The sequence below is a fragment of the Brevundimonas sp. SORGH_AS_0993 genome (assembly GCF_030818545.1).
Lineage (GTDB): Bacteria > Pseudomonadota > Alphaproteobacteria > Caulobacterales > Caulobacteraceae > Brevundimonas.
On sequence record NZ_JAUTAH010000001.1, the window covers coordinates 2,307,396 to 2,330,110 of the forward strand.

Below are 22,715 nucleotides of genomic sequence, written 5' to 3' on the forward strand. Positions count from 1 at the left end.
CCGATCTTAGGCGCTTGCGTCGCCCTTCGCCATCACGACCGGCGGCGCGCGATCAGCGCGGGGCGACCTCGACGATCACCTCGGTGCGGCGACGCAACAGTTCTTCCTGGCCCGAGGGCGTCACCGCGCCCGCATCGCCCGCCGCCGCCACCTCGAACACCGGGGCGGGCATGCCGGCCTGGGTCAGGGCCTGGGCCACCGCGCGGGCGCGCTGCTGCGACAGGGTCATGTTGGCCTCGGACGCGCCGGTGGCGTCGGCCAGACCCAGGACCCGCACCCGGGCGATGCGGCACTGGCGCGCCTTTTCGGCGGCCGTGGTCAGCAACAGCTGCGCCGCATCAGTCAGCCGCGCCTGGTTTTCCACGAAATAGACATCGAAGCGCCCGGACTGGCAGCCGCTTTCGCCGACCACCAGGGCCGACCGCTTGGGCGTCTGCGCGCACCCGACCACCGCCAGGCCGACGACCGCCGCCGCCGCTACGCCCGCTTTGAAACCCTTCATGACGCCCCTCATCCAGACAGCCCCTCAGACACGAAAGGGGCGGCCCATCCTTCGACGCGCCGCCCCCGGAACTCAAGCCCGGTCACGCACCCGCGACCGGCGCCCGCGTCGATCAATAGCGACGCTGGCCGTTCTCCCAGTAGCACTCGTCCTGGCGGTTGTCGTAGCAATAGTAGTACCGTCCCTGGCTGTCGCGGTAACGCTGCTGGTTGTTGCGGTCCTGGTTGGAGCCGCGGATGGCGCCCGCCGCGCCGCCGACGGCTGCGCCGATCAGGGCGCCCGTGGCCGCATTGCCGCCGCCGACGTTGTTGCCGACGATGGCGCCGGCCACGGCGCCCAGGCCGGCGCCGATGGCGCCCTGGCGAACCGACTGGTTCGGCCCGTTGCCATAGGGGTCGCTGGCGCAGGCCGACGCCAGAAGACCGGCGCCCGCAATGGCGATGATCGCTTTGTTCATGATGAAATCCTTCTTGTCCCTGGGGTCGTCCCGAGTTTCAAACGTAACGATTGGGTTCGGGTTCCGCCGGGGGAAGGCGTCGAACAGGCCGTTCGACCCGAACCGTCTCGCCGTCGCCATGGTGCGGGTCCATGAGGCCGAAATACGGCCACGCTTTCGGAACGGGCGAGGCGACCATACGTTGCGTCGCTCATGAACGACCTTGCGCCACCCCCGTCCCATACCCCGCCATCACCCCCGGCCGATGGGCCCGACGTCCCGGCGCACGGCCTGACGCCGCATGTGGCGCTCAAGCGGGTGGTCATGCTGGTGAACCCCCTGTCGGGCAGCGTCGGGCCACGCGCGGCCGACGAGGCGCGAACCCTGTTGGAGACCTACGATCTGGAGGCCAAGGTCATCGTCCTGTCGGACGATTTCGACGCCCGCATCGCCGAGGCCTTCGCCGACAAGCCCGACGCCATTCTGGTGCTGGCGGGCGACGGCACGGCCCGGGCGGTCGCTGCGCGCGCCCGTTCCAACGGCCCCATGATCGCGCCCCTGCCGGGCGGGACCATGAATATGCTGCCCAAGGCGCTGTACGGTACGGCGGACTGGAAACTGGCACTGAAACGGGCGCTGGAGGAAGGCGCGCCCCAGCCCGTCTCTGGCGGAGAGGTCCAGGGAGAGCATTTCTACTGCGCCGCCATCCTGGGTTCGCCCGCCCTGTGGGCGCCGGCGCGCGAGGCGGTGCGGACGGGCAAGCTGAAACTGGCCTGGCGATACGGCCGCCGGGCCTTCAAGCGCGCCTTTTCCGGCCGGCTGCGCTTCACCCTGGACGGGGGCGAAAAGCGCCGCACCGAGGCCCTGGTCCTGATCAGTCCGATGATCTCCAAGGCCATGGAGGAGCCGGTGGGTCTGGAGGCCGCCGCCATGGACCCGTCGGACACTACCCAGGCATTCCGCCTGGCGGCCACCGCCCTGTTCAGCGACTGGCGCCAGGACCCGGCCGTCTCGACCCGGCCGGCGCGCCTGATCGAGGTGCGGGCGCGCTCGCGCATTCCCGCCGTCATCGACGGCGAGCCCCTGCAGCTGAAGCCCGAGGCGGTGATCCGTTTCGTGCCCAGGGCCTTCAAGGCCCTGGCGCCCCTGCCGCCCTCGGCCGAGGACAGTGTCTGATGGGGCGCGTCCTTCAGTTTTCGGACGTCCATTTCGGGTGCGAGCACAAACGCGCCTGCGCCGCCGCCCTGGACTACGCCCACGGCACGCCCAACGATCTGGTGCTGATCACCGGCGACATCACCCAGCAGGGCTTTCCGGATGAGTTCAAGGCCGCCGCCGCCTGGATGCGCGCCATGCCACAGCCGCGGTTCGTCATCGTCGGCAATCACGACGTGCCCTATTGGGACGCCCTCGCCCGCGTCTTCAATCCGTGGAAGGCGTTCGAGACGGCGACCGGCTTTCCGGCCCACGACGGCCAGTTCCGCAGCGACAAGCTGATGGTGCGCGGGGTCGTCACCGCGCGCGGCTGGCAGGCGCGGCCCAACTGGTCCAAGGGCGTCATAGATCTGGATCAGACGCGGCGCGCGGCCGAGGCCCTGCGTCAGGCGCCCATCGGCGCGCTGCGTATCCTGGCCTGCCACCATCCGCTGATCGAAATGGTCGGCGCCCCGATGACCGGCGACGTCAAGCGCGGCGACGAGGCGGCCCTGATTTTCGCCGAGGCGGGGGTGGATCTGATCATGACGGGCCATGTCCATGTGCCCTTCGCCATGCCCATTCCGTTGGCGGATCATTGCTCCTATGCGGTGGGATGCGGGACGCTGTCGCACCGCGAGCGGGGGTCGCCCCCCGGCTTCAACCAGATCGACTGGGACGCCAAGACCATCACCGTCACGGCTCTGGCCTGGGACGGCGAAGGCTACAACTCCCACCAGGTCTGGCGCCTGCCGCGCCGCCAGGACACGCGCAAGGCCGCCACCGCCCCCCGGCCGGACAAGCCCGGCGAACTCGAAAAGGCGGTGGTCGCCCCGGCTTCTTAGGGCGGCTTAACGGAACGGCGGCTCGTCGAAGGCGCGCAGTTTGCGTGAGTGCAGCTTGGAGCCTTCGCTGCGCATCAGATCCACTGCCTGGATGCCGATCTGCAGGTGTTCGGAAATCGAGCCTTCGTAGAAGCGGTTGGCCTGACCCGGCAGTTTGATCTCGCCGTGCAACGGCTTGTCCGATACGCACAGCAGGGTGCCGTAGGGAACGCGGAAGCGATACCCTTGCGCCGCGATGGTGGCGCTTTCCATGTCGATGGCGACGGCGCGGCTCTGATTGAAGCGCAGCGCCGACTTGGAATAGCGCAGCTCCCAGTTCCGGTCGTCGGTGGTGACGACGGTGCCGGTGCGAAGACGCAGCTTGACCTCGTCGCCCGGCATTCCGCTGACCGACTTGGTGGCGTCGTACAGGGCGCGCTGGACCTCGGCGATCGATGGGATCGGAATGTCGGGTGGCAGCACCGCGTCCAGCACATGGTCGTCGCGCAGATAGGCGTGGGCCAGCACATAGTCGCCGATGGTCTGGCTGGCGCGCAGGCCGCCGCAGTGACCGATCATCAGCCAGACGTGCGGACGGGTGACGGCCAGGTGATCCGTGATCGTCTTGGCGTTGGACGGGCCGACGCCGATGTTGACCAGGGTGACGCCCTTATGACCCGGCGCGGTCAGGTGATAGGCCGGCATCTGGTGCTTCTTCCAGGCCGTGTCGCTGATCGCCGCCTCGGGATTGGGCGTGTCGCGGGTGATGATCACGCCGCCGGCGCAGGACAGGGTCTGATACGGCGAGCCGGGCGTCCGAAGCTGCTCGATGGCCCAACGCACGAACTCATCGACATAGCGATTGTAGTTGGTGAACAGGACATAGGACTGAACGTCGTCCACCGGCGTGCCGGTGTAGTGTTTCAGCCGCGCCAGCGAGAAGTCGGTGCGCAGGCCGTCGAAGTGCGACAGGGGGAAGTCGCCGCCCATCTCGAACAGACCATCGGCGATCTCATCGCCGATATGGGCCAGGTCCGTGGTCGGGAACCAGCGCGCAAGAGCCGCCGTCATCGATCGGTCCAGCGCGACCTCCAGCCCGTCGGTCACATAGGGGAAGGGGATTTCCTGGCGCGACACCCCGACCTCGAAGGTGGCGTTATATTCCTGCTCCAGCAGGCCCAGCTGTTCGGTCAGATAGGGGCGGAACAGGTCCGGCCGGGTGACGGTGGTGGCGTAGCTGCCCTGTTTCGACAGCCGGGCGTAGGCGCGCGGCTCCAGGTCCTGGGGGCGATCCCCGTCCCAGCGGATGCGAAGCTCGGGATAGGCGAACACCCCTTCGGCGCGTTTGACCGGATCGGGCCGCGCGCCGGTGTTGACGAAATCCCGCACGGCGTCGCGCAGGTTGGTCACGGATTGGGTGTAGAGGGCTTCGAGGCGGTCCAGCGCCGCCTGTGCTGTCATCTGTTCTGTCATGACTTCCTCTAGCCGAGCTTCGCGGCGATGGCGAGGCGCCCACCGTTCAAGCTCGATTTCGCTGCATTGCGGACGGGGTGTCAGTCTTGTGTTTCTGGAGGCAGGTAGGTCGCGTGTGTCAGGACGAGAGCATCGTCGCGGACATCGAAAATCAGCCTGGCGCTCCCGCCGGTGGGGCAGCAGTCACCGTCCTCGGGTCGCCAGAGGCTCGTGCGGGCCGTCAGCAAACCTGATGCATAGTTGAACGCCAATCCCTTCATGATCCAGAGGTCGGCGGGAAGGGGAGCGGGGGCGGCGCCGATCCAGCCTCCGGTCTGAATCGGAACCAGCGTCTGCGGTCCGTTCGTCCATCGAAACAGCGCATCGGCGCTGTAATGTCCATTGCCTTTCTTGACCCCGGCGATGGCGATGATCGGGTCGGCGCCATCGCCCGGCCAGAACACGACGGGAGTCTCATAATCGTTTGCTTCCGCCGCCCAGAATATCGGAATCAGGGCCGCACCCGACTCCATGAAGAGCGTGAAGCCCGCGGACGCGGCGTTCTCGTCAGGTTCGCCTTCCTGAAGTTGCCAGTAGATGCGCGGCCTTCCCGGCGCACTCAGATAACCGCCTTTGAAGGTTTCGCAGTTCGCCAGGAGGCGAGGAATGCAACGTCTCGCCAATTCTTTCATGGCGAAGGGCGGTTCGGTGATCGCACGTCCCCAACCCGCCGGTCGGTCACGCCAGACACCCTTGGGATCGGCAAACTTCTCCCTCACGCGAACCTGCGGCGATCCCTGCAGGTCAGCGGGCCGGCACGACATGGCTGACAGCATGATGGGGAGGGCCAGAAGGGCTGGGATGTGGCGTTTCATGGGCGGCGCTCCACCGATTAGATTGCATTCGCCGTGGTTGCGTGTCGAGCGATCATCGCTTGATGCAGCCAAGGGTTCGCTGCATTGCAGCAATTTATGACGGGCCTGCGGTTGCGGATCGGGGCGTGACGGCGCATCTGGCCCGGATGTCCTCTTCCCTCGCGTCAGCGCCCGCCAAGAAGGAGCTCGGCTTCGTCGAGTTCGTCTGTCTGATCGCTCTGATGATGGCCCTGAACGCCCTGGCCATCGATTCCATGCTGCCCGCCTTGCCCCATATCGGCGCCGACCTGGGGGTCGCCGACGCCAATGCCCGGCAATGGGTGGTGACGGCCTATCTGCTGGGCTTCGGCGGGGCGCAACTGATCTATGGACCGCTGGCGGATCGGTTCGGGCGAAAGCCCGTCCTGCTGTTCGGCGTGGGCCTCTATGTGGTGTTCAGCCTGTTGGCGACCCTGGCGCCCAGTTTCGAGTTTCTGATCCTGTCGCGGATCGGCCAAGGGCTGGGCAGCGCCTGCACCCGCGTTCTGGCCGTCTCCATCGTGCGCGACCGTTACGAGGGGCGCACCATGGCGCGGGTCATGTCGTTCAGCTTCCTGGTCTTCCTGGGCGTGCCGATTCTGGCGCCGTCGCTGGGTCAGCTGATCATGCTGGTCGGGCCGTGGCGCTGGATCTTCGCGGGCCTGGGCCTGATCGGGGTCTGTCTGATGGTCTGGGCCACCCTGCGCCTGCCCGAGACGATGAAGCCCGAGGATCGCCTGCCGATTCAGGTCAAGCGCCTGACGTCGGCCTATAAGACCGCCCTGACCGACCGCAACGCCGTCGGCTACACCCTGGCGATGACGGCGATCACCGGCGCCCTGTTCGGCTTCATCAACTCCTCGCAGCAGATCTTCGCCGACGTCTTCGACGCGGAGGCGGCGTTTCCGGCCATCTTCGCCCTGATCGCCGGCGGCATCGCCGTGGCCTCCCTGGTCAATGCGCGGCTGGTCGTGAAGCTGGGCTCGCGCAAGATTTCCCACACCGCCCTGATCGGCTTCACCGGCATCGCCGCCGTCCACGCCGCGGTGGCGGTCAGCGGCCATGAGACGCTCTGGACCTTCGCGGTGCTGCAGACTCTGACCATGTTCTGCTTCGGCCTGATCGCCGGCAACTTCGGCGCCATGGCGATGGAGACGATGGGCCATATCGCCGGCACCGCCGCCTCGATCCAGGGCTTCGTCTCCACCGTCGTCGGCTCGCTGCTGGGCTTTGCGGTGGGTCAGCAGTTCAACGGCACGACCGTGCCCATGTCGCTGGGTTTCACCGCTTTCGGCCTGACGGCCCTGGTCATGGTCCTGTTCGCTGAGCGCGGGCGTCTGTTCCGGGCCCACCACGCCTCGCCGGCCTGAACGGGCCTGAACGGGGGCCTGAACCGCGGGTCTGGCGAGGCTTGATCTTTTCGGCGTTTCCGCGCGTTCTCCGGCCAGTTCTCAAGGTCAGCCACGGAAATCTCGATGAAGCGCAAAGCCCTCGGCCTCGTCTCCGCCCTCGCCCTCGCGTCGGCCATGGGCCTGTCCGCCTGTTCGACCACGACCGCAGGCGCGTCCCTGGCCCCGCCCGCCGTCGCGCCGGCGCCGGGGCCCGAAGCCGTGGACGTCCACACCCACGCCCGGCCCGAGATCGCCCGGGTCGTCGATGTGGCGCTGGACCTGACCGCGGACTTCCAGGCCAGGACCTTGTCGGGCACGGCCACCCTGGACATCCTGGCCGCGCCGGGCGCCAACGAGATCGTGCTGGATATCCGGGACCTGGACATTCAGGACGTGCGCGACGCGGCGGGTCAGCCGCTGCGCTATGTCGTCGGCGACAACGACGCCGTCCTGGGCCAGCCGCTGACGGTTTATTTCCCGGCCTTCGCCGCCAATGAGCGGCGCAAGATCGTCATCCGCTATTCGACCCGGCCGAACGCGGCGGCGCTGCAATGGCTCAGTCCGGCCCAGACGGCGGGCGGTCAGAAGCCCTATCTGTTCAGCCAGGGCCAGGCCATCCTGACCCGCACCTGGGTGCCGACCCAGGACAGCCCCGGCATCCGCCAGACCTATTCGGCCCGCATCGCCGCGCCCGCAGACCTGACTGTGGTGATGAGCGCCGACCACCTGACGCCGAACGGCGAACCGGCCGCTCCAAATGCTCAAGGCGTGAGCATGAAGACCTGGCGCTTCCGGATGAACAATCCGATCCCGCCCTATCTGATCGCCCTCGGCGTGGGCGACATCGCCTTCGCGCCCTTCGACGCACGCAGCGGCGTCTGGACCGAGCCCAGCCGTCTGCGCGCCGCCCAGTGGGAGCTGGAGCCCACGGCCCAGATGGTCGATGCGGCCGAGAAACTTTACGGTCCCTATCGCTGGGGCCGCTACGACCTCCTGGTCCTGCCGCCCTCCTTCCCGTTCGGCGGGATGGAGAACCCCAAGCTGACCTTCGCCACCCCGACCATCATCGCCGGCGACCGCTCGCTGGTGTCCCTGGTGGCGCACGAACTGGCCCACTCCTGGTCGGGCAATCTGGTCACGAACGCCACCTGGAACGACTTCTGGCTGAACGAAGGCTTCACCGTCTATTTCGAGAACCGGATCATGGAGTCCGTCTATGGCCGCGACCGCGCCATGCAGGAGCAGGTGCTGGGCTGGGACAGCCTTCAGGACACGCTGAAGTCCCTGCCGGCCGCCGACACCCGACTGCATCTGGACCTGAAGGGCCGCGACCCCGACGACGGCATGAACGACATCGCCTACGAGAAGGGCGCCCTGTTCCTGCGGACCATCGAACGCACTGTCGGGCGGGATCGGTTCGACGCCTGGCTGCGCGGCTATTTCGACCGCAACGCCTATCGTCCGATGACCACGGCCATGTTCCTGCAGGACATCCGCGATCATCTGATCAAGGGCGACGCGGCGCTGGAATCCCAACTTCAGCTGGACGCCTGGGTCTATCAGCCCGGCCTGCCGTCCAACGCCGTCGCCCCCGTGTCGCACGCCTTCGAGCCGGTGGACGCCGCCGCCGTCGCCTTCTTTAAGGACAGGGGACCGGCATCCGCCATTCCGTGGGGCGACTGGAACACCCAGCAGCGCCAGCGTTTCCTGGGCTGGCGGCCCGATGGGCTGCGCGCCAACGCAGACTGGCTGACCAATGCCCAACTGGCCGATCTGGAGCGGACCCTGAACCTGGCGAACGAGGGCAATGCGGAACTGACCTTCGCCTGGCTGCAGATCGCCCTGGCCCATCGCTATCAGCCGTCGGTCGCCACGGCAGAGACGTTCCTGACCCGCCAGGGCCGGCGGAAATTCGTCCTGCCCCTGTTCCAGACCCTGTGGAACGAAGGCGACTGGGGCCGATCCAACGCGCGTCGCATCTACGCCCAGGCCCGTCCCCTGTATCACCCCGTCACCGCCGGCTCGGTGGATCAACTGGTCGGGCGACCCTGATGGAAAGCCGTCTCCTCCCCGCTCTCGCGGGGAGGGGGCGCCGACCCTGTGGCTTCGGCGCTACAGGATCTCGACGGTCATGCCGTCCTCGTCGGCCAGTCGTTCGGCCAGGACGGCGCGGTGGCATCCGGCGTGGTCGGCCTCGAAGCACAGCAGGGCGACGCGCTTTTCGACCGCCAAGGCTCTCAGCCGCGCGTACTCGACCTGCGCCTGCGGTTCGGAAAGGTGGTCGGCGAAGATAGCGCGCATCGTCCCGACATCGCCCTTGCGCGCGGCGTCGCGTCCGGACTTGGGCGTGCCCAGGTTTCTTAGATGGACGTAGTCGATCGCCTCGGCCCTCAGGCTCTCGCTCAGGATCGTCTTGGAAAAGCCGGCGCGGCGCGAGGCGGCGACCGCGCGGACATCGACCAGGGTTTCGACCCCGGCCACCTTCAGGCGCGCGATCACATCCGCCTGGGTCGCGCCTTCGTAACCGATGGTGAAAAGCTTCATGGGCCTCAGATGGGCGATGACGGCCGGATCGCCAGCGTCGCCGTGAACGCTCGCGTTGCGGTGCGGCGCCCTATCGTCTATCCCGCCACACGGATTTCGACTGGAGCTTTCCTCATGGCTGACCTCGCGCCCGGCGTCGTGACCGTTATCGGCGGATCGGGCTTTATCGGATCCCAGGCGGTGCGCGCCCTGGCGCGGCGCGGCTGGCGCATCCGCGTCGCCGTTCGCAATCCGGTTCTGGCCATCGAGGTCCAGACCGCCGGCGACCCTGGCCAGATCCACTTCACCCGCTGTGACGTGACCAACCCGGACGACGTCGCCGCCGCCCTGCGCGGGGCCGATGCGGTGGTCAATCTGGTCGGCGTTCTGCACGACGGGCGCGGCAAGCGCGGCTTCGACGTGGTTCATGTCCAGGCCGCCCGCATCGTGGCCGAGGCCGCTCGCGCCGCCGGCGTCGAACGCCTGGTGCAGATTTCGGCCATCGGCGCCGATCCGATGTCCAAATCCGCCTACGGCCGGTCCAAGGCCAAGGCGGAGGAGGCCGTGCGCGCCGTCTATCCCGACGCGGTCGTCCTGCGCCCCTCGCTGGTGTTCGGCGCCGGCGACGGCTTCCTGAACCGTTTCGCCGCTCTGGCCGCGATGTCGCCGGTCCTGCCGCTGATCGGCGGGGGCCGCACCCGGTTCCAGCCCGTCTATGTCGGCGACGTGGCCGAGGCGATCGCCCGAGCCGTCACCCGCGCCGACGCCGCCGGACGCACCTATGAGCTGGGCGGGCCGCGCGTCTACACCTTCCGCGAGATTCTGGAGCTGGTGAACCGCGAGACGGGCCGCAACCGTCTTCTGGCGCCGCTGCCCTTCTTCGTCGCCAAGCCTCTGGGCGCCCCTCCTGGAGCTGACGGGGATCGTGGGCGTGACCCCGCCCCTGACGCGCGATCAGGTCTTCATGCTGGAGCATGACAATGTCGTCGCCGACGGCGCCGCGACCCTGGCGGACCTGGGCGTCCAGCATCCGAACGGCATGGAGGTGATCGCCGCCTCCTATCTGTGGAAATACCGCGTCGGCGGACAGTTCGCCGCATCGCCCGCGCTTTGAGCCTGTCGCCGCCCGACGCCGCCATGCAGGCGGCGTCGCCCACGCTGGACGACGCCCGCGCCCTGCTGTCGCGCGTTTGGGGCCATGCCGATTTTCGCGGGCTTCAGGGCCAGGTCGTGGAGACGATCCTGACCGGCGGCGACGTTCTGGCCGTCCTGCCGACCGGCGGGGGCAAGAGCGTCTGTTATCAGATTCCGGCCATCCTCCGCTCCGGCCTGGGGCTGGTGGTTTCGCCGTTGATCGCCCTGATGACCGACCAGGTCGAGGCGCTGAAGCAGCAGGGCGTCGCCGCCGCCCGGCTGGATTCGGGCGTCTCCCTGGACGGCCGGTCCGCCATCTGGGCCGCCGCGCGCGCGGGCGAACTGGACCTGCTCTATGTCTCGCCCGAAGGTCTGGCGGCCGGCGCCATGCTGGACCGGCTGGCCGAACTGCCCCTCAGCCTGATCGCCATCGACGAGGCGCACTGCGTCTCTCAATGGGGGCACGACTTCCGACCCGACTATCGCAATCTGGGCCTGCTGGCCGAGCGGTTCCCCCATGTTCCGCGCATCGCCGTGACCGCCACCGCCGACGCCCGGACCCGCGACGACATCCTGCGCTCGCTGCGGCTGGAAGAGGCCCGGGTCTTCGTCGACAGTTTCGCGCGTCCGAACCTGCAACTGTCGGCCGAGCGCAAGGAGAGCGCCTCGCGCGCCAAGACCGACGCTCGCGTTATCGAACTGGTGCGCGAACGACGCGGCAAGTCGGGCGTCGTCTATTGCGGCAGCCGCGACGGCTGCGACCGCGTGGCCCAGGCGCTGCGCGACGCGGGGACCAACGCCATCGCCTATCACGCCGGCATGGACACGAAGGAACGCGACCGGCGGCTGGAGCGGTTCCTGGCCGAGGAGAGCGCCGTCATGGTCGCCACCATCGCCTTCGGCATGGGGGTGGACAAGGCCGACGTGCGCTTCGTCATCCACGCCGATCCACCGGGGTCGCTGGAAGCCTATTGGCAGGAGATCGGCCGGGGCGGGCGCGACGGCGAACCGGCCGAGGGAATCACCCTGTACGGCCCGTCCGACATCGCCTGGTCCCTGCGTCGGCTCGACAGCCGCCCGATGGCCGAAGAGGTCAAATCGGTCCAGGTGCGAAAGACCCGTCAGCTGTTCGCCATGCTGGACGGCGCCGTGTGCCGCGCCCAGGCCGTGCGCCGATACTTCGGCGAGCATGACGCCCCGCCTTGCGGCGTCTGCGATATCTGCGGCGACCCGCCCCAGCTCTATGAGGCCACCGTCCCGGCCCAGAAGGCGCTGGCGGCGGTTCAGCGGCTGGGCGGCCGGTTCGGGCGCAATCGCGTGATCGACCACCTGACCGCGCGCACCAAGGACGTGCAGCCATGGGAGCAACAGCTGTCCACCTGGGGCATAGGGGGCGACATTTCCCTGAGCTCGTGGCGCGAGATCGTCGATCACCTGCTGTTCGAGGGGCTGCTGGTCGAAGACCCCAACGACGGCAAGCCGCTGGTGGGCCTGGGCGACGCCGAGGCGGTGCGCGCGGTCTATAAGTCCGAACGCCGGATCGAGGTGCGCCGCGCGCCGCTGCGGGCCGACGCCGCCCCGCGCCGCCGCGACCGTTCCGGCGAGGGGCGCAATGCCGCGCTGGAGACGATGGACGCGGACGTGCGCGCCCGGTTCGAGGCCTTGCGCGCCTGGCGCCGCGACCGCGCCGCCGAACAGCACGTCCCGCCTTATGTCATCTTCCAGGACAAGACCCTGCTGGAGATCGCCCACGCCGAGCCGGGCGATCTGCACAGTCTGGGCGCCGTTTCCGGCGTCGGCCAGTCCAAGCTGGACCGCTACGGCAAGGGCGTGCTGGAGGCGCTGGCCGCCGCGTCCTGATCGGGCCGTGTCGGATCGTCGCCCAGGCCCGGCGCCACGAAATAGGGAAAGGCGCATCCATCAGGCGGTCCGCCCGGCGCCATGCCCGACACTCTCTGCCGTTCGCCGCCCAGCACCTCGCCGATCAGGGTCTTGATCGCGTCCAGGCCCGGCCGCGCCGCGCCCTTGGGGAAGTACATGTAGGTCGAGCGCCCGTCACAGCGGTATTCGTCCAGGAAATAGACCGGATCGGAACCGCCCATCGGATCGGGCGAGGTGGTCAGCCAGAAGGTGCGCGGCGCCGCCCTGGGCTCGGTCGAGCGCGCCACGCCCACGATCAGGCCCGTCAGCCCCGGATGAAGCGCCGTCTGCCGTTCGAACAGGTCGACGGCGTAGGGCCCCTGCTCCAGGCGGCCCAGGGCGGTCGTCCCCCGCTCGGCCGCCAGTGCCTGGACCGCGGCGCCCAGCACCGTGTCGCGCTCCTTCGCATAGGCCGCCCAGTCGTCGCGTTCGGCCTGGGCGGCCATGGCGACGAAGCCGACATAGCCGCCGATGGGCGCGGGCGCCGGGCGCGGAATGGGCGCCAGCAGGGCCACGGCCCTGTCCGGGTCCTCGTCGCCCAAAGCCAAGAGGGCGCGCATGATCCGCGCATGCCAGGACGGCTGGGTTTCGCCGCACAGGGCGATGATCCGGTCGGTGGCGGCGACGGCCTCGTCCTCCGCCCCCGTCTCGTACCGCACGACCGCCGAGGCCCACAGGCGATCGACGTCCTCGCAGCGCGCCACGCCGGCCGGCTCGACCATCGTTGCGGACAGCGTCGTCTCCGCGCGCACCTGCATCGCGCCGGGCAGGAGGTCGGCATAGGCCTCGGGCGAACCGCAGACCTGCCCGCCCAGGGCCGGCATGGCCGTGAGCAGCACCATGCCGCACAGGTCCAGGCGCCGCGCATCGGCGTCGCTGACGCCGGGGTCGGTGATCTGCACGTTCAGGATCGTGCCCGGATTGCCGTTCACCCCCGGCTGATAGATAGGCAGGGTGCGGCTGCGCGGCGCGCCGGCCAGGGCTCTCAGACTTTCGGCGCCGACGGGATCCGACGCCACGCCCCGCAGGCCGACCTTCTTCAGAAACGACAGCGCATACTGGGCCTGACGGTCGCCCTCGGCCGCCCGGGCCTCCAGCGACGGCACGGGCTCCGTGAACGCCAGCTTCAGCGGCGCATTGGCCGTCATCGGATCGACCGCCGTGACGCAACCGGCCAACAGCGCGCTGACGGCGACGACGACGCCGAACCTTCCGAACATGATCCACCCCCTCGTGAACCCCTGTCATGCCAAGACGAGAGGGGCGCGTCCAGCGGTTGCGGTTCTTGTCACGCCGGTCCGGTCAGAAAGCGTTCGACGACGTTCAGGAAGCGGGCGGGCTGGTCGGTCATGACCTGATGTTCGGCGCCCTCGATCCGTTCGAAACGGGGCGGACGGCGCAGGCCGCCGAAGCCGTAGCGATACAGGCCCTCCAGCCGGTTGCGCGGATTGTCGGGGTCGCGCGTCCAGCCATAGACGACGGTGACGGGCGCCCGGATGCGGTCCAGACGCGGGCGCAGATCGACGGTCAGGGCCTCGTACAGCCCTTGGGCCAGGACGCGCCGGTCGCCGCCCTGCAGGTTCAGCCCGCCGAACACCATGTCTCCGGCCAGGCCCAGGTCGCCGCCCATGCCCGCCACCTGCGCCTTCAGCGCCTGGTCGCCGAACAGCATCAGGGCCTGATAGCCCAGCCGCGCCAGGGGTTCGACCTCGGCCGGGGTGACGCGGGCGTCGACCAGGGCAGGGAAGAAGGGGGCGGAATCCACCACCATCACCCGGCCGACGCGGTCGCCCAGATCGGCGGCGACGCGCAGGGCGATCTGGCCGCCCAGCGAATGGCCGATCAGGGCGGGCCGCGCCAGGCCCTGGTCGCGGATGTAGCGTTCGATCTCGGCCGCCGCCGGGGCCGACAGGGCGCCCTGGGCGTTGGCCTGGGGGTCGGTGCGGCCGAACCCGCGCAGGGTTACGACATGGACCCGGTAACGGCCCGCCAGCCGGTTCGCCGTCGGCCGCCAGGCGTCGCCGGTCGAGCCCAGGCCCGGAATGAAGATCACGTCCGGCCCGCGCCCATAGGCGTCCACCAGGATGCGGTTCGACTGGAAGGCCGGCTTGACGGCGGTGAAGGGCAGGGCCGGCGCGGTCTGGGCGCAGGCGGGCAGGGCGCCGCTCAGAGCCAGGGCGGCGGACACGACAAGGGTGTACGGGAGGGCGGACAGAAATCGGCGCATCATTCGCCCCTAACGCCGGATCGCGGCGATCGGTTGACGCTCCAGAGGCCGCGACCGGGCGCAGTCACGGGCCCCCATGACCTGGCTCCGATGACCTGGCGGCGAAGGCGGCGTCAGCGTCCCTTGAACGCGGGTTTGCGCTTCTCCACGAAGGCGGCCATCCCCTCCTTCTGATCCTCGAAGGCGAACAGGGAGTGGAACAGGCGGCGCTCGAACTGAACGCCTTGCGTCAGGGTCGTCTCCAGGGCGGCGTTGACCATCTCCTTGTTGGCCATGACCGCCAGCGGGCTTTGAGAGGCGATCTTCGCCGCGATCTTGCGGGTCTCGTCCAGCAGGGTCTCGTGCGGGAATACCCGTGACGCCAGGCCCGACGCTAAAGCTTCGGCCGCGTCCATCATCCGGGCCGTCAGGACCATGTCCATCGCCTTGGACTTGCCCACCAGACGGGTCAGGCGCTGGGAGCCGCCGATGCCGGGCGCGACGCCGAGGTTGATCTCAGGCTGGCCGAACTTCGCCTTGTCGCTGGCCACGATGAAGTCGCACAGCATGGCCAGTTCGCAACCGCCGCCCAGGGCGAAGCCGTTGACGGCGGCGATGATCGGCTTTCTGAACCGGGTGATGCGGTCGTGGCCCAGGGCGAAATAGTTGCCCGTGTACATCTGGGCATAGGTCTGGTCGGCCATCTCCTTGATGTCGGCGCCGGCGGCGAAAGCCTTTTCGCCCGATCCGGTCAGGATCAGGCAACGCACGCCGTCGTCATGCTCGACGCTGTCGAGGAAGTCGGCCAGGTCCTTGAACAGGGCCGCGTTCAGGGCGTTCAGCGCCTCGGGCCGGTTCAGGGTCACGACCGCATAACCGTCGGCATGACGTTCGATCAGCAGGTTGGCATAGGCGTCGGCCATGGTTGGTCTCCTCTTGCGCCTGCTCATACAGAACCGGGCGTGCGGCCGCTAGCGACGCGGCATCAGGGCCAGGGTCAGTGCCGCCCGCACCAGTTCGGCGACGACCACAAGGCCCAGCAGAAGATTGGCCGCGATCACCTGGCCGCGCGCCCCGGCCAGGTCCAGGCTCCAGCCGAAGCTGGCCGACAAGGCCAGCGTCAGCGCCGCGGTCAGCATCAGGCCGACCAGCAGCATCAGGGCGACATGGCCCGCCTTCAGCGCCGCCTGCAATGTGGGGCCGTCGTCCAGGGTCCGGCTGCGGCGTCGGAACAGGCAAGCGATCAGGCCGGTCGCCGCCGCCTCGGCCACGGCCGCAACGCCCAGCGCCGCCAGGAACCACCAGACCAGGCCGTCCAGATCGCCTGCGCGCAGACCCTGCACGAAATGGGCGAAATAGGCGCCCCAGACGGCCAGGCCGACGATCAGGCTGATCCAGAGGTGAATTCTACGCATGGTCGAGGCTCTCGGGGCTTATCGCTTCTGGCAGGCGGGGCAGTAGAAGGTCGACCGACCCCCCTGGACGATGCGGGCGACGACGCCGGTGCAGCCTTCCCCCCGGCAGGGCTGGCCCTCGCGGCCATAGACGTCGAACCGGTGCTGGAAATAGCCCTGGCCGCCCTCGGCGTTGGCGAAGTCGCGCAGGGTCGAGCCGCCCGCCGCGATGGCGTCGTTCAGGACGTTGCGGACCTCGCTCGCCAGCCGCTCCAGCCGCGCCTTCGACACCGATCCGGCCGCGACCAGGGGGGAGATGCGGGCGCGATACAGCGCCTCGCAGACATAGATGTTGCCCAGGCCGGCGACGATCCGCTGGTCAAGCAAGGACACCTTTATATTCTGCTTCTTGCCCGTGAACGCCTCGACCAGATGGGCGCCGGAAAAGCCGTTGCCCAGGGGTTCGGGTCCAAGGCCGGCGAACCACGGATGGGTCTCGATCTGATTGCTGGGGATCAGACCCATGAAGCCGAACCGGCGCGCGTCGGCATAGCCGATGCGGGTCGCCGCCCCGTCGCGGACGGCGCAGGCGCTGAAATGTTCGTGCTTGCCGGCGATGGGCGCCGCCTCCTCGAACTCGCCCAACAGCGCCCCGTCCAGGGTGAAGCGGCCGGTCATGCCCAGATGGGTGATCCAGGTCTCGCCGGTCGACAGCGGCGCCAGCAGATATTTGGCGCGGCGGTCGATCCGCAGCACGGTCGCCCCCTCCAGCCGTTCGGCGAACCGATCGGGAAAGGGAAAACGCAGGTCGGGCCGGTTGATCCGGACGCGCGACAGCCGCGCGCCCCCCAGCACCGGCGTCAGGCCGCGTCGGACGGTTTCGACCTCGGGAAGTTCGGGCATGGCGTGGCGTCCTAGAGCCTGATCCGTTGAGGAGGGACCGCCAGGCGATTCGGCCTCTGCGGTGAAGCAGGCTGCAAAATCAGGCTCTAGTCGCTCCGCGCCTCCGGGCCAAGCGGCGTCGCTGTCGAGAAAGCTTCACCGCAACGCCGCGTCTTCGCCATCGAACTCTCATCGCCGCGACATGCCCCTGGGGCAAAGGCTGGGCGTCACCGGAGGAACGATGTCCGACGCCGCCCTGACCCGCCCTGTCCATGCGCCGTCGCGCGCCCGCGCGCCCCTGGTCCGCAGCCGGCGTGCTGGGCGGTTCGGTCCGGACGAGGGCGCCATCCTGGCGGCGACGGGCGTGCTGGCGGTCAGCGTGGCCTTTCTTCTGTTTCCCGGCGTGGACATCGCGGTCAGCCGACTGTTCTACCGGCCCGAGGCGGGCTTCGTCCTGGGCGGCGATCCCGTGCTGAAGGCCCTGCGCAAGAGTTCGACCTGGGTTCTGGCCCTGATGCTGCTGGGCGCCTTGGGACGGTTGATCTGGGCCTGGGTTCGGCGGCGGCCGTGGGGCGACGCCGGGCGGCGGGCGCTGTTCGTGATCTCGGCCCTGGCGCTGGGGCCGGGTCTGACGATCAATCTGGTGTTCAAGGAACTGTGGGGCCGCGCCCGCCCGATCCAGATCGAAGCCTTCGGCGGGCACGCCCCGTTCACCCCCGTCTGGATGTTCAGCGACGCCTGTCGCAACAACTGCTCCTTCGTCTCGGGCGAAGGGGCCGGCGCGGCCTGGATGGTCGGCGCCGCCCTGGTCCTGACGCCCGCGCGCTGGCGCCCGGTCGTCCTGCCGACGGTGGTTCTCTACGCCGCGGCCCTGTCGATGAACCGGCTGGTCTTCGGCGGCCATTTCCTGTCGGACATACTTCTGTCCTGGGGGCTGACGGCCATGGTCATGCTGGCGCTCCACCGCGTGACCGAGTTCGCGCCCGGCCGGGGGCGAAGGCGTCGTCAGGTTTCCCGCCTGTCCGCCCTGCCGGCCTGACCCAAGGCGAACCCCTGTTTCTCATTCGGCGGCGGGCTTTCGCGGCGTCATGTCGCGCGCCCTGTTGCCGCAGGCCCCGTTCTGGGCTTACGTCCCGCGTGAATATGGGAACCCGCCTATGACCGACGCCGTCGCCGCCCCGAAGGGTCGGCTTGAACTGACCCTCCGCGCCCTGGTGCTGGGCTGCCTGCTGGCGGTGATCTTCACCGCCGCCAACACCTATCTGGGCCTGCTGGTCGGCCTGACCTTCGCCTCGGCCATTCCGGCGGCGGTGATCTCGATGGCGGTGCTGAGGGCGTTCCGCACCTCGACCATCTGGGAGAATATGACCGTCCAGACTGTGGCCTCGGTCGGCGGGGCCATGAGTTCGATCATCTTCGTCCTGCCGGGCCTGGTGATGATCGGCTGGTGGCTGGAGTTTCCGTTCTGGCAGTCGGTGGCGATCTGCATCCTGGGCGGCGTGCTGGGCGTGACCTTCTCGATCCCGCTGCGTCGGGCGCTGGTCACGGGCGGCGGCCTGCCCTACCCCGAAGGCGTCGCCGCCGCCGAGGTGCTGAAGGTCGGCTCGCGCGGGGCCGAACAGACCGAAAGCGCGGTGCGCGAGAACAAGTCCGGCCTGTGGGTCGTGGTCGCCGGCGCCGTCGTGTCGGCCGGTTACGCCCTCCTGGTCGCCGGTCGCGTCTTCGCCGGCGAGGCGGCCAGGTTCTTCAAGCTGCCGGCCGCGCTGGGCGGCGGGGCGACGGGCATGGGCTTCGGCATGCAGTTCGCCCTGCTGGGCGCCGGCCACCTGATCGGCCTGACCGTGGGCCTGGCCCAGCTGTTCGGCCTGGTGCTGGCCTGGGCCATCGCCGTGCCCATCCTGACCAGCCCGGACACCATCGCCTGGCTGACGGCGCACGGCATCCCGTCGATCGCCTCGACCCTGCCCGCCGGCGTCGGCGCCGAGGAGCTGGCGACCACCGTCTGGGCGCGCGAGGTGCGGTTCATGGGCGCGGGCGTCATCGGCGTCGCCGCCATCTGGACCCTGATCAAACTGGCCGGTCCGCTGATCGGCGGCCTGACCTCGGCGCTGGCCGCCAACGCCAAACGCGCCCACGGCGAAGTGCTTGAGCGCACCGAACAAGATTTGCCCATCAGACTGGTTGGCGGCGTTTCCGTCGTCTGCCTGATCGGCATCGCCGGCCTGCTGGCCTGGTTCGCGCAGAGCGCTCCGGCTCTCGCCGGATCGACCCCGCTGCTGGTGATCGGCGGTCTGGTCTATGTGGTGCTGATCGGTTTCGCCGTGGCGGCCATCTGCGGCTATATGGCCGGTCTGATCGGTTCGTCGAACAGTCCCGTGTCGGGCGTCGGCATCCTGGCCATCGTCATCGCCTCGCTGCTGATGCTGGGCGTCATGGCCATCGCGGGCGTGCCGGCCGATCCGTCGATCATCGCCTTCGCCCTGATCGTGACGGCGGTCGTCTTCGCCGTCGCCGTCATCGCCAACGACAACCTTCAGGACCTGAAGACCGGCCAGCTGGTCGAGGCCACGCCCTGGCGCCAGCAGGTGGCCCTGATCGTCGGCGTCGGCGCGGGCGCTCTGGTCATTCCCTTCATCCTGAACCTCTTGAACCAGGCGTTCGGCTTCGAGGGCGGCCCGCCCGCCATCGTCGAGGGCGCCAAGACCCTGGCGGCGCCGCAGGCCACGCTGATCTCGGCCCTGGCGCGCGGCGTCATCGGCGGCGACTTGCGCTGGGACCTGATCGGCCTGGGCGCGGCGATCGGCGTGGTCATCATCGTGCTGGACGCCGTCGTGTCCAAAGCGACCAAGGGCAAGGTCAAGCTGCCGCCGCTGGCTGTCGGCATCGGCTTCTATCTGCCGGCCGCCGTGACGACCATGCTGGTCATCGGCGCGGTCTGCGGCTGGATCTACGACAAGGCCGTCTCCAGCACCCGCTACGCCGACGTGGCGCGTCGGATGGGCGTGCTGCTGGCCTCGGGCCTGATCGTGGGCGAAAGCCTGTTCGGCGTCTTCACCGCCGGCGTCATCGTGGCGACCAGGGACGACGCCCCCTTCGCCATGCTGCCCGAGGGCTCGGTTTGGCCCGCCATGCTGGCCGGGATCGTCGGCTTCGCGGTCGCGGTCTTCGGCCTCTACGCCTGGACCCGGAGCCGGGCGCAGAAGGTCTAGGGTCGACCCAGGCCGATCTGGTCCAAAACGAAGGCGACCCGCTCAACGATGGTCGCCTTCGGCAATTCCACGAGCTCGTATCCGTAGTCTGGATAGACGGCGGCCATGGCGGCGAAGGTCCGCTCAGCCTCGTCGAAGTCCTGTCGGCGTTCCGCATCCTGACCGAATATCTCGGGCCAGGGCGGCGCGATGAAGACCCTGGGATTATAGCGCAGGGTGCGAGCGGCCCGATCCATTTCCCTCGAAATCGGCAGGTCGCACAAGGTCAGATAGCCGATCACGTCGGGCACGCCCCGATCATGAAAGGTCAGCCGCCCGCTGTCCTGACTGCGGCCATGGGCGGCGATGTCGTGGTCCAGCATCCTCTGCGCGAACAGGGCGCGATCACGCCAGGGCAGGGCCTCGCCCCCCAATCTCTGTTCCTCGCGGATGACGGCCCGTCCAGCCTCGGGTTCGACCGCATACCCCGCCTGCGCCAGGGCTTCGAGCAAGGTGGTCTTGCCCTAGCCCGGCCCGCCCGTCAGCACCACGCCGGTCATGCGTCTCGCGTCGCGACCATCATATAGTTGATGCCCGCGTCGTCCGACGGGCTCCAGCGGTCGTTCAGCGGATCGTAGTTCAGGCCGTAGGGGCCTTCGACCGTCACCGGCTCGGCGGCCAGCATGGCGCGGATTTCGTCGGGCTTCAGGAACTGGCGCCAGTCGTGCGTCCCGGCCGGCACCCAGCGCAGGACGTATTCCGCCGCCACCTTGCCCAGGGCCAGCGACTTCAGCGTGCGGTTCAGGGTGGCGACCATCATCACCCCGCCCGGCCGGACCAGGCGCGAACAGGCGCGCACGAAGCCTTCCGGGTCGGCGACGTGTTCGATCACCTCCATCGTCAGGACGACGTCGAAGGGGCCGGCGCCCTCGGCCTCGATCTGTTCGACCGTGGCGGCGCGATAGGCGATGTCCAGCCCCACCATCTCGGCATGGGCGCGGGCGGTGCCGATGTTCTCGGACGAGGCGTCGATGGCGGCGACGGTGAAGCCCATCCGCCGCATCGGCTCGGCGATCAGCCCGCCGCCGCAGCCCACGTCCAGCAGGGTCAGCCCCTCGAACGGCCGGCGCGCGGTCGAATCGCGGCCCAGTCGGGCGCACAGTTGCTCGCGGATCAGCTTCAGACGCGCCGGATTGAACCGATGCAGCGGGGCGAACGGCCCGTGCGCGTCCCACCATTCCGCCGCCTGGGCCGAGAAACGGGCGACGTCGGCGGGGTCGATCGATGCGCCGAAAGCGCCCTCGGACGAATTTTGCGAAAAACCATGCCCGTCACGGGGTAGTCGAGCGGGGGCGGCGCCGTTAGAAGCGGTCATGACGCGAGGGATGGACCTTCGCGCCCTTTCACGCAAGCAGGGGGCGAAACGCCACGATGACGCGGCCCGATTCTTCACGATCTGCGACGACACGACTGGTGATGAAGTTCGGCGGCACCTCGATGGGCGACCTCGAACGCATCCGGCGCGCGGCCCGCATCGTCGCGGCGGAAGTCGCCGTCGGCAAGAAGGTCTCCGTCGTCGTCTCCGCCATGGCGGGCAAGACCAACGAACTGGTCGCCTGGACCGACGGCGCCGGCCCGGCCGCCTCCGGCCTGCCCCTGTCGGAAGACGAATACGATGTGGTCGTGGCCTCTGGCGAGCAGGTGACGGCCGGTCTTTTGGCCATGACGCTTCGCAACATGGGCCATAATGCGCGCTCATGGATGGGGTGGCAGGTGCCGATCGTCACCGACGACGCCCACGGTCGCGCCCGCATCGTCGACATCCCTGGCGAAACGCTGGGCGCCGCCGTCGACAGCGGACAGATCGCGGTCGTTCCCGGCTTTCAGGGCGTGACGCCCGAGGGCAAGATCACCACCCTGGGTCGCGGCGGTTCGGACACCTCGGCGGTGGCGGTGGCGGCGGCCCTGGGTTGCCCGTGCGACATCTACACCGACGTGGACGGCGTCTACACCACCGACCCGCGCATCGAGAGCCGCGCGCGGCGGTTGAACAAGGTCTCCTACGAGGAGATGCTGGAAATGGCCTCCCTGGGCGCCAAGGTGCTTCAAACCCGCTCGGTCGAGCTGGCCATGGCCAAACAGGTGCCTGTGCGGGTGCTGTCCAGCTTTATCGAACCTGACGAAAACGGCGCCCTGCCCCACGAGGCCGGCACCCTGATCTGCGACGAGGAGGAGATCGTGGAAAAACGCATCGTGTCCGGCGTGACCATGAGCCGCGACGAGGCCCGCATCACCCTGCTGGGCCTGTCCGACCGGGTGGACGCCCCCGCCGACGTCTTCACCCGCCTGGCCGAGGCCAACGTCAATGTCGACATGATCGTCCAGAGCCAGGCCCGAACGGCCGGCACGGTCAATCTGACCTTCACGACCGGCCGTCGCGACGCCGTGCGCGCCGCCGAGCTGATGACCGCCGCCAAGGACCTGCTCGGCTTCGAGGAGATCCGCGTGGACGAGGACGTGGCCAAGGTGTCGGTCGTCGGCGTCGGCATGCGCAGCCACGCGGGCGTGGCCCAGACCATGTTCAAGGCCCTGGCCGACAAGGGCGTGAAGTTTCAGGCCATCTCGACGTCCGAGATCAAGATCAGCGTGCTGATCGACGCGGCCTATGCCGAACTGGCCGTGCGCGCCCTGCATTCGGCCTATGGGCTGGAAGCGGTATAGGGTGAACTGAACCGGCGCTGCGGCGCCCAGAGGCGGGAGAACGGATGCCGGCAGG

22 protein-coding genes are annotated in these 22,715 nt (G+C 69.0%); 10 read left to right on the top strand and 12 right to left on the bottom strand.

Annotation, left to right across the window (positions count from 1 at the left end; all coding sequences use genetic code 11):
* Positions 1 to 52 precede the first annotated feature (52 nt).
* Both QE389_RS11450 and QE389_RS11455 read right to left on the bottom strand, forming a co-directional pair.
* Entirely contained in the window at positions 53 to 502 is a 450-nt protein-coding gene (locus QE389_RS11450; protein ID WP_307367389.1) for an OmpA family protein, read from the bottom strand.
* A 112-nt stretch (positions 503 to 614) separates the two neighbouring features.
* Positions 615 to 959: a glycine zipper domain-containing protein gene (locus QE389_RS11455; RefSeq protein ID WP_307367391.1), complete on the bottom strand. Its 345-nt coding sequence runs from the start codon at positions 957 to 959 to the stop codon at positions 615 to 617.
* A gap of 192 nt (positions 960 to 1,151) precedes the next feature.
* Between QE389_RS11455 and QE389_RS11460 the strand changes: the two genes are divergently transcribed.
* Positions 1,152 to 2,114, top strand: coding sequence for a diacylglycerol kinase family protein (locus QE389_RS11460; protein ID WP_307367393.1), 963 nt, complete (start codon positions 1,152 to 1,154; stop codon positions 2,112 to 2,114).
* Entirely contained in the window at positions 2,114 to 2,977 is an 864-nt protein-coding gene (locus QE389_RS11465) for a metallophosphoesterase (protein WP_307367395.1), read from the top strand. The genes QE389_RS11460 and QE389_RS11465 overlap by 1 nt, the downstream gene beginning before the upstream one ends.
* A 6-nt stretch (positions 2,978 to 2,983) precedes the next feature.
* Here QE389_RS11465 and QE389_RS11470 read toward each other — a convergent pair whose 3' ends face one another.
* Together QE389_RS11470 and QE389_RS11475 are read right to left on the bottom strand one after the other, a co-directional pair.
* Complete coding sequence (locus QE389_RS11470; RefSeq protein WP_307367396.1) at positions 2,984 to 4,429, bottom strand: AMP nucleosidase; 1,446 nt, start codon at positions 4,427 to 4,429, stop codon at positions 2,984 to 2,986.
* Between the two features lie 80 nt (positions 4,430 to 4,509).
* Positions 4,510 to 5,283, bottom strand: coding sequence for a hypothetical protein (locus QE389_RS11475; protein ID WP_307367398.1), 774 nt, complete (start codon positions 5,281 to 5,283; stop codon positions 4,510 to 4,512).
* Between the two features lie 146 nt (positions 5,284 to 5,429).
* Here QE389_RS11475 and QE389_RS11480 point away from each other — a divergent pair, with 146 nt between their 5' ends.
* A complete protein-coding gene (locus QE389_RS11480; RefSeq protein WP_307367400.1) occupies positions 5,430 to 6,671 on the top strand; it encodes a multidrug effflux MFS transporter in 1,242 nt (413 codons plus the stop codon).
* A 105-nt stretch (positions 6,672 to 6,776) separates the two neighbouring features.
* Positions 6,777 to 8,744, top strand: coding sequence for a M1 family metallopeptidase (locus tag QE389_RS11485; protein ID WP_307367402.1), 1,968 nt, complete (start codon positions 6,777 to 6,779; stop codon positions 8,742 to 8,744).
* A gap of 60 nt (positions 8,745 to 8,804) precedes the next feature.
* On the opposite strand, the gene QE389_RS11490 is transcribed toward QE389_RS11485, so the two are convergent.
* Entirely contained in the window at positions 8,805 to 9,236 is a 432-nt protein-coding gene (locus QE389_RS11490) for a DUF488 family protein (RefSeq protein WP_307367404.1), read from the bottom strand.
* A gap of 114 nt (positions 9,237 to 9,350) precedes the next feature.
* Here QE389_RS11490 and QE389_RS11495 point away from each other — a divergent pair, with 114 nt between their 5' ends.
* From QE389_RS11495 to recQ, 3 genes are read left to right on the top strand one after another with little or no spacing between them, the layout of a single operon-like run.
* The gene (locus QE389_RS11495; RefSeq protein WP_307367407.1) at positions 9,351 to 10,193 is read left to right on the top strand and encodes a complex I NDUFA9 subunit family protein; all 843 of its coding nucleotides are present in this window, start codon (positions 9,351 to 9,353) and stop codon (positions 10,191 to 10,193) included.
* The gene (locus tag QE389_RS11500) at positions 10,147 to 10,329 is read left to right on the top strand and encodes a hypothetical protein (RefSeq protein WP_307367409.1); all 183 of its coding nucleotides are present in this window, start codon (positions 10,147 to 10,149) and stop codon (positions 10,327 to 10,329) included. The genes QE389_RS11495 and QE389_RS11500 overlap by 47 nt, the downstream gene beginning before the upstream one ends.
* Before the next feature lie 23 nt (positions 10,330 to 10,352).
* A complete protein-coding gene (gene recQ, locus QE389_RS11505) occupies positions 10,353 to 12,209 on the top strand; it encodes a DNA helicase RecQ (protein ID WP_307369063.1) in 1,857 nt (618 codons plus the stop codon).
* On the opposite strand, the gene QE389_RS11510 is transcribed toward recQ, so the two are convergent.
* The 5 genes from QE389_RS11510 to mutM all read right to left on the bottom strand — a co-directional run bounded on the left by QE389_RS11510 (position 12,167) and on the right by mutM (position 16,772).
* Positions 12,167 to 13,489, bottom strand: a complete 1,323-nt coding sequence (locus tag QE389_RS11510) for a hypothetical protein (RefSeq protein ID WP_307367412.1) — start codon at positions 13,487 to 13,489, stop codon at positions 12,167 to 12,169. The genes recQ and QE389_RS11510 overlap by 43 nt on opposite strands.
* A 68-nt stretch (positions 13,490 to 13,557) precedes the next feature.
* Positions 13,558 to 14,496 carry an alpha/beta fold hydrolase gene (locus QE389_RS11515; RefSeq protein ID WP_307367414.1) on the bottom strand — a complete coding sequence of 313 codons (939 nt, stop codon included), beginning with the start codon at positions 14,494 to 14,496 and terminating at the stop codon, positions 13,558 to 13,560.
* Positions 14,497 to 14,609: 113 nt separating this feature from the next.
* Positions 14,610 to 15,398 (bottom strand): enoyl-CoA hydratase-related protein, encoded by a 789-nt coding sequence (locus QE389_RS11520; protein WP_307367416.1) that lies wholly within the window; start codon positions 15,396 to 15,398, stop codon positions 14,610 to 14,612.
* A 48-nt stretch (positions 15,399 to 15,446) separates the two neighbouring features.
* The gene (locus QE389_RS11525; protein ID WP_307367418.1) at positions 15,447 to 15,890 is read right to left on the bottom strand and encodes a hypothetical protein; all 444 of its coding nucleotides are present in this window, start codon (positions 15,888 to 15,890) and stop codon (positions 15,447 to 15,449) included.
* An 18-nt stretch (positions 15,891 to 15,908) separates the two neighbouring features.
* Complete coding sequence (mutM, locus tag QE389_RS11530; protein WP_307367420.1) at positions 15,909 to 16,772, bottom strand: bifunctional DNA-formamidopyrimidine glycosylase/DNA-(apurinic or apyrimidinic site) lyase; 864 nt, start codon at positions 16,770 to 16,772, stop codon at positions 15,909 to 15,911.
* Between the two features lie 220 nt (positions 16,773 to 16,992).
* Between mutM and QE389_RS11535 the strand changes: the two genes are divergently transcribed.
* Both QE389_RS11535 and QE389_RS11540 read left to right on the top strand, forming a co-directional pair.
* Positions 16,993 to 17,790, top strand: coding sequence for a phosphatase PAP2 family protein (locus tag QE389_RS11535; protein ID WP_307367422.1), 798 nt, complete (start codon positions 16,993 to 16,995; stop codon positions 17,788 to 17,790).
* Between the two features lie 118 nt (positions 17,791 to 17,908).
* Positions 17,909 to 19,960 carry an OPT family oligopeptide transporter gene (locus QE389_RS11540; RefSeq protein WP_307367425.1) on the top strand — a complete coding sequence of 684 codons (2,052 nt, stop codon included), beginning with the start codon at positions 17,909 to 17,911 and terminating at the stop codon, positions 19,958 to 19,960.
* Here QE389_RS11540 and QE389_RS11545 read toward each other — a convergent pair.
* Together QE389_RS11545 and ubiG are read right to left on the bottom strand one after the other, a co-directional pair.
* Entirely contained in the window at positions 19,957 to 20,451 is a 495-nt protein-coding gene (locus tag QE389_RS11545) for an AAA family ATPase (protein WP_307367428.1), read from the bottom strand. The genes QE389_RS11540 and QE389_RS11545 overlap by 4 nt on opposite strands.
* A gap of 44 nt (positions 20,452 to 20,495) precedes the next feature.
* Positions 20,496 to 21,314 carry a bifunctional 2-polyprenyl-6-hydroxyphenol methylase/3-demethylubiquinol 3-O-methyltransferase UbiG gene (ubiG, locus tag QE389_RS11550; RefSeq protein WP_307367430.1) on the bottom strand — a complete coding sequence of 273 codons (819 nt, stop codon included), beginning with the start codon at positions 21,312 to 21,314 and terminating at the stop codon, positions 20,496 to 20,498.
* 56 nt (positions 21,315 to 21,370) lie between these two features.
* Between ubiG and QE389_RS11555 the strand changes: the two genes are divergently transcribed.
* Positions 21,371 to 22,660 carry an aspartate kinase gene (locus tag QE389_RS11555; protein ID WP_307367432.1) on the top strand — a complete coding sequence of 430 codons (1,290 nt, stop codon included), beginning with the start codon at positions 21,371 to 21,373 and terminating at the stop codon, positions 22,658 to 22,660.
* The last annotated feature ends 55 nt before the right edge of the window (positions 22,661 to 22,715 follow it).